Below are 11,811 nucleotides of genomic sequence, written 5' to 3' on the forward strand. Positions count from 1 at the left end.
CTGGCGCTGAACTCGCATTCGGATCTAGGGCCAACGGCCCATTCCTCTCACAGACCGCCTCGGAGCAGCACGCGATACCCACCGTCGCGCCAGTGTCCCCGCCCCCCACCCCCCTTTGAACATCGCCGAGTTGAAGCGGAAGTCCGTCCCAGAGCTCCACGAGATGGCGTCATCGTATCTCGTGGACATCGACGACGGCCTCCGAAAGCAGGACCTCATTTTCCGAATCGAGCAGAAGCTGCTCGAGGTGAACGTCGCGCTCACCGGCGAAGGCGTGCTGGAGATTCTCCCCGAGGGCTACGGCTTCCTGCGCAGCCCCGACTGGAACTACCTGTACGGTCCCGACGACATCTACGTCTCGCCGTCGCAGATCAAGCGATTCGACTTGAAGACCGGCGACATGGTCTCGGGCCAAGTTCGCCCGCCGAAGGAGTGGGAGCGCTACCTGGCGCTCCTCAAGGTCGAGACGGTGAACGACGATCCGCCCGAAGTCGCCAAGGGGCGCGTCACCTTCGACAGCCTGCGTGCGCGCTATCCCGAGGGACGGCTGCGTCTCGAGACGAAGGACGGCGATCTCAGCACGCGGATCATGGACCTGATCGCGCCGATCGGCAAAGGCCAACGAGGACTGATCGTCTCGCCGCCGCGCGCGGGAAAGACGATCCTGCTGCAGAAGATCGCCAACGCGATCGTCGAGAATCATCCGGAAGTCACGCTCATCATGCTCCTCATCGACGAGCGCCCCGAAGAGGTCACGGACACGATCGCCAACGTCGACGCCGAAGTCATCGCGTCCACCTTCGACGAGGAGGCGACTCGCCACGTGCAGGTGGCCGAGATGGTGATCGAGCGCGCGAAGCGGCTCGTCGAGCACAAGAAGGACGTCGTCATACTGCTCGACTCGATCACCCGGTTGGCGCGCGCGCACAACGCGGTCACGCCTCAGTCGGGCAAGATTCTCTCGGGCGGCGTCGACGCCAAGGGACTCGAAAACCCCAAGCGCTTCTTCGGCGCGGCGCGCAACATCGAGACGGGCGGGTCGCTCACGATCATCGCCACTGCGCTCATCGAGACCGGCTCGCGCATGGACGAGGTCATCTTCGAGGAGTTCAAGGGAACTGGCAACATGGAGCTCGTGCTCAGCCGGAAGATCGCCGAGCGACGCGTCTATCCCGCGATCGACATCGGCAAGTCGGGCACGCGAAAGGAAGAGCTGCTGTTCAGCCAGGAGGAGCTCAACCGCGTGTACTTGCTCAGGAATTTCCTCGCCGACATGCCCGAGGCGGAGGCGATGGAATTCCTGCTCAAGCAGATGACCCGCTCGAAGAACAACAAGGAGTTCTTCCAGCAAATGGCGCAAGGGTAGCGAACGGAGTGCGCAGAGCGGGGTGCGGAGAGGGTGCGGGGAGCGCGGAGACCGGCATAAATGCCGCATGAGTCCCGCGGCCGCCTCTTGGCGATCGACTACGGCGAACGACGCATCGGGCTCGCGATCAGCGATCCCAGCGGGACGATCGCGTCGCCGGCGGGTACGATCATCCGTCGGGTCGGAAAGCGTCCGCCGGTTGCCGAAATCCTGCGGCGAGCGGAGGCGCTCGAGGCCCGAGGATTCGTTCTTGGATTGCCGCTCGACGGCGATGGAGAAGACACGCCGAGATCGAGAGAAGTGAGACTGATCGCGGAAAAGATCGCCGAGCGATCGGGCAAGCCGGTCGAGCTCGTGGACGAACGCTACACGACGGCAGTCGCGCTGCGCGCCGTGCGCGAGATGGGCGGATCCACTCGCGGGCGAAAGGGCGACGTCGATGCGTTGGCCGCGGCCGTGTTACTGCAAAGGGTGCTCGATCGCCCAAACTAGGTGAACAGCCAGATTCGTGAACTGGTGGACGGGCTGAGGCCTCGTGGCGTCGTCGCGCAAGCGTCGATGCGCGTCGTCGCGCTCGCCGGCGTCACGGCGATTCTCGCGGCCTGCGGCGCGGGACACGGGCCGAACGTGCGTGTGACGATTCCGCCGGGCGCGACGATGCGCGTCGCGGCCGAGTCGCTGTCGCGCGCGAACGTGATCTCGTTCGCGCGCGGATTCCGACTGTATGCCTCACTCCGCGGCAACGACCGCGGCATTCGCGCCGGGACGTATCTCTTCCACCGTAACGCGAGCTGGAGCTACGTGCTCGACGCGCTGCGGGCGGGCAAAGGCCTCGTCCACATCGTCACGATCCCGGAAGGATTCTCGCTCACCCAAATCGAATCCGCTCTCGAAACCAAACTCGGCTCGACGCATGACTCGATCGTCGCCGCCGGGCGTGACAGCGCACTGCGCCAATCGCTCGATCTGGCCACGCCGACGCTCGAGGGATACCTGTTTCCCGATACCTACGTCTTTCCGGACGGCACGACGCCGCGCGCCGCGGTCGCGGCGATGGTGCGCCGCTTCGAGCAGGTGTGGAAGCCGGAATGGACCGCCCGCCTCGACACGATCCATCTCTCGCGCAACGAGGTCATGACGCTCGCGTCGCTCGTCGAGAAGGAGGCGCGCGTCCCGGAAGAACGGCCCGTCATTGCTGCGGTCTATCTCAACCGGCTCCGCCAGGGCGAGCTGCTGCAGGCCGACCCGACGGTCCAGTACGCACTGGGCAAGCACGTGGCGCGCGTCTTCTATAAGGATCTCGAAGTCGAGTCTCCATACAACACCTACAAGCACAAGGGGCTTCCGCCGGGGCCGATTGCGTCGCCGGGGAAGCCGAGCATCGAGGCAGCGCTCTACCCGGCAACGGTCCCATTCAAGTACTTCGTGGCTTTCCCGGATGGGCACCACGAATTCCGGGCGGATCTGGCCAGCCACGAGAGGGCCGTCGCGCTGGCGCGCCGGGCCTGGGATTCCGTGGACGCCGTCGGCGGACGCCGGGATACGCTTCGCCCCAAATAGGATTCGTACGACGTTGGTGTAGTGGCGGGGTCGTGTGCGCAACCGTAATTTCGCCCGCGAGTCCACTCACTCGAACGCAGGACGCACAATGCGGTTCGCCGCGGTGCCGAAGTTGGGAAGTCGCTCCCGCCTCCTCCTCGCCTGCTGCGTTGGCTTGGCCGCCACGACGGCGGCGCGGCCGAGCGCGGCGCAGAACGGCGTGCTGCGAGGTGTCGTCGTGGATTCGGCCGACGGAGCGCTGATCGAGAGCGCCGACATTCTTGCCGCGTCGATCAAGCAGGTCGCGCGCTCGAACGCGAAGGGACAGTTCACCCTGACCAAGCTTCCAAAGGGCGAGCTCGAGATCTCGATTCGCCGGCTCGGCTACCTCCCGCAGACGCAGACCATCGTGCTGTCCGGCGGCGGCAACGATTCAGTGAAGGTCGTGCTCGTCGCGCAGCCGGAGGTGTTGCAGGCGATCGCGGTCGACGCCGTCGAACGTCATCGCCGCCAAGGGGTCGAAGATTTTTACGTGCGGCAGACGCAGGGAATCGGCACATTCATCACGCGGCAGCAGCTCGACGAGCTGCGCAGCACGCATTCGACCGACGCGCTTCGCAACGTGCCGGGCATTCAGCTCTACCGGAACCGAAGCGGCGACAACACCGTGCGCTTTACCGGAACCTCGTCGATCAATCATCGCGACTGTCCGCCGAACCTCTGGTTGGACGGCCAGCACGTCAGCAACATGGAGCTCGACCAGATCCCGGCGAACGACATCGAAGGGATCGAGCTCTATCGCGGCGCATCCACGACTCCCGCCCAATTCTGGCAAGGCAACACGCAAAACACCTTCTGCGGAACGATCGTCGTTTGGAGTCGTCTTCCCGGCCAGTGAAGTCGAGCGGGCCGGCGGCGCGCGCCTCGCGACGGTGGATGATCCCACTCGCGATCGCCGCCGTCACCGTCCTCGCGTTCCTGCCAGTTCTCAACAACGGGTTCGTGAGTTGGGACGACGACAAAAACTTCGTCGACAATCCGCATTTCCGGGGTCTCGGACCGGCCCAGCTGCACTGGATGTGGACGACGTTCCACATGGGGCACTTCGTTCCCCTGTCGTGGATGACGCTCGGTCTCGACTACACGCTGTGGGGACTCAATCCGCTCGGGTATCATCTCACGAATCTCCTCCTCGGCGCGGCGAACGCGGTGTTGGTCTACGCCATCGCGCGCCGGCTGTTCGAGAAGAGCGGTTGGAGCCGCCTCGAGGGGGGGGGACGCGATGACCTGATCACGCTCGGCGCGACAATCGCCGCGCTGTTGTTCGCGCTCCATCCATTGCGCGTCGAATCGGTCGCGTGGGCAACCGAACGGCGTGACGTGCTGTCGGCGTGCTTCGCGATGGCGAGCATCCTCGCCTATCTGGGCGCGATCAGCCGGGAACGAGCAAGGACTCGCTACTGGGGCGCCGTCGTGCTGTTCGCGTGCGCGCTGCTGTCGAAGGCGACGACGATGACGGTGCCGGCGGTATTGGCGATCTTGAATGTCTATCCGCTCAAGCGCCTGGGGGGGGCGTCCGGCTGGTGGAGTGAGGCCGCGCGACGCGTGTACCGGGAACTGATTCCGTTCGCCGTGCTGTCCGCCGGCGCCGCCGCGCTGTCGATCGTCGCCTTGCATCCGCCGGACCAATTGAGCTTCGTCCAGAAAGTGGCGGTGTCGGCGTACAGCCTGGCGTTCTATACATGGAAAACGATCGCCCCCGCCGGCTTGTCTCCGCTCTACGAAATGCCGCAGCACGTCGACCCGGGCGAGCTTCGTTTCCTGCTCGGCTACGCGACTGTGGTGGGCCTCGTCGTGGTCGCCTGGCTGTCGCGACGGCGTGCACCGGCGGTGACCGCGGCTCTGGTCGCGTTCGCGGTCATCTCACTGCCGATGCTCGGCGTCGTGCAGAACGGCCCGCAGATCGCGGCTGACCGTTACACGTATCACGCCGCCCCCGCGCTGGCGATCCTTGGCGCGACGGCCTTTCTGATGTTGCCGCGACCGCGAGCGCTGATTTCCGTCCTCGGCGCCGCCGTGGTGCTGGGAATTCTCGCCACTCTCACGTGGACCCAGACCGAGGTGTGGCGCAGCCCCGAAACATTGTGGGGCCGCGTCCTCGAGGTGGACAGCGCGTCGGCGATCGCCCAGAGCGGGATGGCCAACGTGCGCTACAAGCAGGACCGAGTGGACGAAGGAATCGCGTTCAGCGAACGAGCCGTCGCGCTGGCACCCGAGTACGCCGAGGGGCACAACGGCCTCGGTGTTGGGCTGACCCGGAAGGATCGAGCCCCTGAGGCGATCAAGGAGTACGAGCGGGCCCTCGCGCTGAAACCGGAATACGACGTGGCGGAGAACAATCTCGGCATCGCGTTCGCGAGCATGGGGCTGATGGACAGCGCGGTCGCGCACTATCGCCGCTGCCTCACATTGAACGGCGACAACGCGAGCGCGGAGGTCAACTGGGGAAACGCGCTCGTGCGTCTCGACAGCAGCGACGCGGCGATTCCGCACTACGAGCGCGCGTTGGCGTTGCAGCCTGCCAGCGCCGACGCGCACGTGAACTGGGGCGTCGCCCTCGCCCGTGAATCGAAATACGCCGACGCCGCCCAGCATTTTCGGGCCGCTCTCGCGATCGACCCTGGAAACGCCGATGCGACGGCGTATCTCGAACGCGCCACACGTTTGATGCAGAGTACGCGCCCGGCGCTCGATCAGCACGATCGGACAGCCCCGCCGGCGAGCCGCGAGCCGTAGTGCCCGGGTGGACGGGTGGACGGGTGGACGGGTGGACGGGTGGACGGGTGGACGGGTGGACGGGTGGACGGGTGGAACGCCGGACAGGGCGCGACCGTATACAATTTGAGCGCAGCAGCGGTCCGCCTCTGACACAGGGGAAAGAGCTCGTGCCTCCTCGCAGATCCTTGCACAGTCTGTGGTGGTCGGTCGTGGCTGGAGTGCTCGCGACGACGTCAGTCCGCGCACAACAGCCGTCGCCGCCCAAGCCGGCCGGGCCGAAGACGCTGGTCGGCGTCGTGACCGACACGATCGGCAACCCGATCGACAGCGTCGAGCTCACCATCTCGTCGCTCAAGCGACATGCGATGAGCGGAGCCGACGGGACCTTTCGCTTCGATGACGTCAAGGCGGGCCCGTATCAGGTCGTCGCGCGGCGGCTCGGCTACTACCCGCAGGCGCAATCCACGACGGTCGACGACAAGGGCGGCGTTGTGGCGTTCTCGCTGCTGCCGGGAATTCGCGCGTTGCCGCCGGTGGTGTCGTCCGTCGTGCGCGGCGGGTTGAGCGGCGTGATCGGCGACACGGCGTACAACATCGTCTCGGAAGCGCAGATCTCCGTCATCGCGAGCGACCATCGCACGCTGAGCGACTCGATGGGCCGCTTCTTCCTCGACCTCAAGCCGGGCAAGTACATGGTGAACGTCTCGCGCCCGGGCTACCGCACGCGCCTCGTGAGCGTCACGATCCCGAACGACAGCGGCCGGCGCATGACCGTGTGGCTCACGCCGACGAACGTCGGACAATACAATCGCGACGCGATGGCGTTCGACGCGCTCGCCGCGCGCCTCGCGCGGCGCAATCCGGTGTGGTCGAACATCTACACGCGCGAAGACATCAACCGCATGGGAATCGAGGACGGCATCCAGCTCGCGCAGGTCGGCGCGGGCAAGCGCATGGACGACACCTGCTCCGCGATCATCGACGGCGGCCCGCGACGACTTCCCCTCTGGGCGATCGAGACGGCGGACATCGAGGCGATGGAGACGTACACGGCCCCTCCGCCCCGCCGTACCGTGACGAGCATCAACCGAAATCAGCCGATCCGCGGGCAAGCGCAGGCAGCGAACGTCTGCGGGGCGACGGTATTCGTGTGGCTGAGGAAGTAGGTGGACGGGTGGACGGGTGGACAGGTGGACGGGTGGACAGGTGGACGGCGATGGTGACCGGTCGTTGCGTTGTTGGGTCGTTGGGTTCGCGACTCGACGAATCGACGGTAAGAGCATCCGCCATCCACCCCTTCACCCGTCCGCCCGTCGGTGGAGCTCAAACAACCGGAAATGGACGTCGAGCGATGCGAAATGCCCGTTGCACGACGTGACAAGGAGCTTGAACAAACGGAAACGAGCGGCGCATCAGCCGACACGAACGTTGAACAAACCACAACGGACGTTGCACGAGCTGCCACGGACGGTGAACGAGCGCGGATGAACGGTGAACAAGCGCGGATGAACGGGGAACGAAGGGAAATGGAGGTTGGACGAAGCGAAACGGGCGCTGGCGAACAGGAAATGGGCGCTGAACAAAAGCGAACTGCCGGTGACCGAAGCGCCAGGGACGGTGAACGCAGCGCGATGCAGGTCCGACCACGGGAAGTGCACGCCAGACGACGCGCAATCGACGTTGACCGACTCGACGCGCAAACGGGTGGACAGGAAGTGTTTCCCGTCCACCCGTCCACCCGTCCACCTCTATCGCTTGACGACGACTTCCCTCGCCCCCGCCGCTACCGGCGTTTTCGTTTCGCCGCCGCCGGGCCAGCGAACCCAGACTTGCGTCGGAGTTCCGGAGAGGCCGAACACCTGAGTCGCACCGTTTTGCGACCAGTAGCCGGAACCAGCCTGAATCTCGCGCACCGGTCCCATGCGATCGCCGTAGATCACGCGGACCTGCGCGCCGATCGCATCCGGATTCGACGCGGGACCGGCGACGTGGACGCGGAGGCCGGGCTTGGCGCCGCGATTGTGGAAGAGGCGAGTCTTCGAGCCGTTCTGCGATACCGCGAGATCGAGACGGCCGTCGTGGTCGAAGTCGGCGTATGCGGCGCCGCGCTGGTCGCCGTACACCTCGATTCCGGACAGCGCACCCGACAGCGGCGTAAGTCCGCCTTTGCCGTCGCCCTTGAGCAACAAACCGCGTCCGTTGTCGTAGCGCGGCAGGCCGACCGCCGTCGGGAAGAAGTTCTGACTCAGGAAAACATCTTCGTTTCCGTCGCCGTCGAAGTCGGCGACGCCGGCGTACGACGCGGGAGCCAGCTGCGCCTCCATCGGCATCGGGTGGGCCTCGAAGTGATCGCCGCGATTGAGGAATACCATGTTGTCGAGCGTCGCCGCGGACCGGCGCTGCACCTCCTCGAGGTGCGGGCCAAGCACCTGGTCCAACGTCGCGTCGGCGAAGTTTCCGAACGTCGTGATGCGAGTCGCGAGATCCGGCATCACACTTCTCACACGTGCGTAGCTGTTGAGCGGCGCCAAGCCCTTGACCCGCGGATCGTTCTTGGCGATCACCATCTCTTCTTCCGCGTTCGGCGCGAAACGGCCGTAGACCATCACCAGCGGATCGGCGGTGTCGGCCTTGGCGGGCACGTTGCGACCCCAGCTCGTCGCGACGATGTCCAGCTTGCCGTCGCCATCCAGATCCCCCGCCGCCACGCCGATCCAGCGGCTCGTCCAGCGGTTGAAGCCCCATGAGTCGGGCGCCGGGACGAACGTGCCGTTGCGGTTCAGCAGAACGAGAATCGATCCCCACTCGCGCGCGAGCACGAGATCCGGATGGCCGTCGCCGTCGATGTCGGCGAACATCGCCGCCGAGACCATGCCGACGTCCTTGAGCAGCCGCGTATTCGCCGTGTCGAGCACGTACGCGCCGCGAATGTTGCGATAAAGCTCCGACGACGCGGGCAACGGGTACTGTCCAGCGATCGCGCGCCCTCCGATGAACAAATCGAGTGTGCCGTCGCCGTCGTAGTCGCCGACGGCCATCGGGCCCGTGGACGACGGCTGCGGCGGCACGACGGTCGTCGCCGCCGACGCGACGCCGCGCGCGCCTGCCGCAACCTGGAGCGCGGCCGGCGTCTCACCGCCCTTTACTTCCCAGTTCGCCACGCCGACCAGCACCGAGCTCGATCCGTTGAGCGACGTACCGAGCACCGTCGTGAAGTCCGCCGGCGCCACCGGCCCCTGCGACGGTTTGGGCACGAGCCGGCCGTGCTCGTTGTGGAAGACGCCCAGCCGTCCGCCGCTGCCGGCGCCGATGAGCAAATCCTCATAGCCGTCGCCGTCGTAGTCGAACCAGGCGACGCCCGGCCCGAGCTGCGAGAGCGAGTTGGGCAACAGGAACTGCCGCTCCCAGTCGTCGAACCAGGGATCGACGTGCGTGTGTCCGCCCAGCTGCGGCGTCGCGTCCTCGAAGAGGGTGGACGGGTGGACAGGTAGATTGGTGGACAGCGTGTCGCCCTGCTGGCGCCCCTCGGATGGCTGTCCACCCGTCAACCTGTCCACCGGTCCACCCGTAGCTTGCGAGATCTCGTAGAGGCGATTCGGCTTCACACCGTGCAGCGTCGTGCGCTTGCCGTCGCGCCAGTCTATCTCGAGCGTCGCGCTGTCCGATTTGCCCATCGCCAGCGAGACCTCGTAGTCGCTGTGCGACATGTAGAGCCCGCCTACGACGATCTCGCGTTCCTGCTCGGGAACCGCGCCGCCAAGCAGGCGAACCTTGGCGCCGACGGCTTGGGTGTTCGGCGCGTCGCCGGTCAGCCGTACCGCGACTCGCGGCGCCGACGCGTTGTTGCGAAGCACGAGCGGCGGAGCGCGCAGCCGGTTGATCACGACGTCCAAGTCGCCGTCGCCGTCGAGATCCGCGGCCGCGATCGCGTGGGAGTAGTCGGCGTCGACGCCGAAGTTCCACTTGGCGCTCACGTCCTCGAACGTCATGTCGCCGCGATTGCGAAAGGCGACGTTCTTGAGCGGCAGCGGCGGAAATTGCCAGCGCAACCGCTGCCACGGAAAGCTCAACAGACGATTCTGGAGCGCCTCCTGAACGTCGGCGTCCATGATGTCCCAGAGATGTCCGTTGGCGACGAGGATATCCGGACGGCCGTCGAGGTCGACGTCCATGAACATCGTGCCCCACGACCAGCCGCTCGCCTGCACTCCGGCGTACATCCCCACCTCGGCGAACGTCCCGTCGCCGCGGTTGAGAAAGAGAGTGTTTCGCTGATGCTGGAGCTCCGTCTCGACGTCGCCCGGCTTCTTCGGCAACGCCGTGTGCGTCGGGATCTGCGTGCGCAGCCGATGCGTGTCGTTGCTCAGCATGTCGGTGACGAAGATGTCGGGCTTGCCGTCGCCGTTCACGTCGGCGACGTCGACGCCCATCGCCGAATTGCTGATCTCCCGCTGCGCGTTCCAGCCGGCCCGCTTGAAGTGGCCGTGTCCGTCGTTCCACCAGATCTCGTCGAGATCCTCGAAATCGTTGCTGACGTAGAGATCCGGGAATCCGTCGCCATTGAGGTCGACGAATTTGGCGTCGAGTGTGAACGACTCCGACGGCTCGGCGATCGGCTTCCCCGTGGTATCGACGAAGCGTCCGCCGGCGAAAGGGACCTTGGTGAAGTGACCGTGGCCGTCGTTCGTGTAGAACTCGTCGACGGCGCCGCGCTGCGTCATGCGCATGCCGCCCATGTCCGGGCGCATCACGATCTTGTAGTCGTTCCGAAACTCCGGAACGATCTCGAACTTGTTCGGCCCCGCGCCTCCCCCGCCCCCGACCTGCCGCACCATCTGGTTGAACGCGCGCTTTTGCGGCGGAATGCTGTCGTCGATGTTGTACGCCTTGTAGTTCGCGACGTACATGTCCAGGCGGCCGTCGCCGTCGACGTCGGCCATGGTGATCGTCGTTCCGCCGTTGCCGGTCGTGTCGAGACCGAGGTCGCGGTGCTCGGTGAAGTGGCCGTGGCCGTCGTTCAGGAAAATCGAATTCGGCCCGCGCGTCGACAGCAGGATCAGGTCGAGCGTGCCGTTGCCGTCGACGTCAGCGAAGGCGGCGCCGGTCGAGTGGCGATCGCACGCCCCGACGCCGGCCGACTTGGTGACGTCCTCGAATTTCCAGTTGCCGAGGTTCTTGTAGAGGGCGCTGCACCCCTGCGTCTTCGCGAGGAAGATGTCGGGGAGCCCGTCGCCGTCGACGTCGCCCATGGCGACGCCGGCGCCTTGTCCAAGAATGCGATTTCCGAGCAGTACGGAATCGCTGACGTCATTCTCGAAACGGATGCCCGTCTTGTTGGCGGGCATCGGCGTGAATCCCGGCTCGCCGCGCGGCACGACGAGGTCGCGCCAGCGATAGCCGGTCTCTTGGTGCCACGGCGGCGTCGGCGGAGCGCTGCACGCGGCAACGGCCGCGGACAGGCAGATCGCCAGCCCCGCGGCCGTGCGTCGCTTCGTCATCGCGATGTGGGACAGCCCCGGCGTCGAGCTAGTGCGAACCGGGGCCGCCGAGCTTGCTGCGAATCATGTCGTCCGCCTCGGCCTTTTGCTTCTGGAACAAGTCCGTCGCCTGCTTCTGCTGCGTCTCATCGAGCACCGACGCCGCATCCGTCGCCGCCGCGTCGTACTGGATGCGAATGCCGTTGACGACTTGAGTGAACTGGCGTCGCGTGTCCATCATGCGCGCCTGGTCGCCGGCGTCCGGAGTTCGGCTCGACGGCGTCGCGATACGGCGCAACGAGTCGAGCGCGCCGAACGACGGCTTCATGGACTCTTTGAGCTTGTCCTCTTTCTCCTTGAGCTTGTTGACCTGATCGTCGGTGAGCTTGAGATCCTTTTTCTTGTCGATCAACAGCTTGATGGGGCTGATGTTCTCGAGATCCTTGTTCGAGAGCTTGAGCGTGCTGCCGCTCATCATGCTGTAGTCTGCTTCTTTATCGCCCCTTTGGACTTTGCTTCCCGCTCCGCCGCCTCCACCGCCGCCTCGCTGCGCGAGCGCGGGAAGAAGCGGGAGCGTCAGAGCGACAGTCAGCGAGGCGGCGAGGTATCGTGTGCGCATGTTGTAGTCCTCGATTGCGACGGCGAACCGAT

At 65.8% G+C, this 11,811-nt stretch carries 8 protein-coding genes; 6 read left to right on the forward strand and 2 right to left on the reverse strand.

Features of this window, described 5'->3' with window-relative positions:
* Positions 1–115 precede the first annotated feature (115 nt).
* The 6 genes from rho (at position 116) to VGQ44_16275 (ending at position 6,849) form a co-directional block, all read left to right on the forward strand.
* Positions 116–1,366, forward strand: coding sequence for a transcription termination factor Rho (rho, locus tag VGQ44_16250; GenBank protein ID HEV8448382.1), 1,251 nt, complete (start codon positions 116–118; stop codon positions 1,364–1,366).
* A gap of 60 nt (positions 1,367–1,426) precedes the next feature.
* On the forward strand, positions 1,427–1,858 hold the full coding sequence (ruvX, locus tag VGQ44_16255) for a Holliday junction resolvase RuvX (protein ID HEV8448383.1): 432 nt from the start codon (positions 1,427–1,429) through the stop codon (positions 1,856–1,858).
* Entirely contained in the window at positions 1,859–2,926 is a 1,068-nt protein-coding gene (mltG, locus tag VGQ44_16260; protein ID HEV8448384.1) for an endolytic transglycosylase MltG, read from the forward strand.
* Between the two features lie 88 nt (positions 2,927–3,014).
* Positions 3,015–3,803, forward strand: a complete 789-nt coding sequence (locus VGQ44_16265; GenBank protein HEV8448385.1) for a carboxypeptidase regulatory-like domain-containing protein — start codon at positions 3,015–3,017, stop codon at positions 3,801–3,803.
* 38 nt (positions 3,804–3,841) lie between these two features.
* On the forward strand, positions 3,842–5,701 hold the full coding sequence (locus tag VGQ44_16270) for a tetratricopeptide repeat protein (GenBank protein ID HEV8448386.1): 1,860 nt from the start codon (positions 3,842–3,844) through the stop codon (positions 5,699–5,701).
* A 149-nt stretch (positions 5,702–5,850) separates the two neighbouring features.
* Positions 5,851–6,849 (forward strand): carboxypeptidase regulatory-like domain-containing protein, encoded by a 999-nt coding sequence (locus VGQ44_16275; protein HEV8448387.1) that lies wholly within the window; start codon positions 5,851–5,853, stop codon positions 6,847–6,849.
* Between the two features lie 582 nt (positions 6,850–7,431).
* On the opposite strand, the gene VGQ44_16280 is transcribed toward VGQ44_16275, so the two are convergent.
* Together VGQ44_16280 and VGQ44_16285 are read right to left on the reverse strand one after the other, a co-directional pair.
* On the reverse strand, positions 7,432–11,181 hold the full coding sequence (locus VGQ44_16280) for an FG-GAP-like repeat-containing protein (GenBank protein HEV8448388.1): 3,750 nt from the start codon (positions 11,179–11,181) through the stop codon (positions 7,432–7,434).
* Between the two features lie 28 nt (positions 11,182–11,209).
* On the reverse strand, positions 11,210–11,811 hold a 602-nt coding region (locus VGQ44_16285; GenBank protein HEV8448389.1), incomplete at its 5' end, for a hypothetical protein.

It is taken from the genome of Gemmatimonadaceae bacterium, from assembly GCA_036003045.1.
Classification (GTDB): domain Bacteria; phylum Gemmatimonadota; class Gemmatimonadetes; order Gemmatimonadales; family Gemmatimonadaceae; genus JAQBQB01.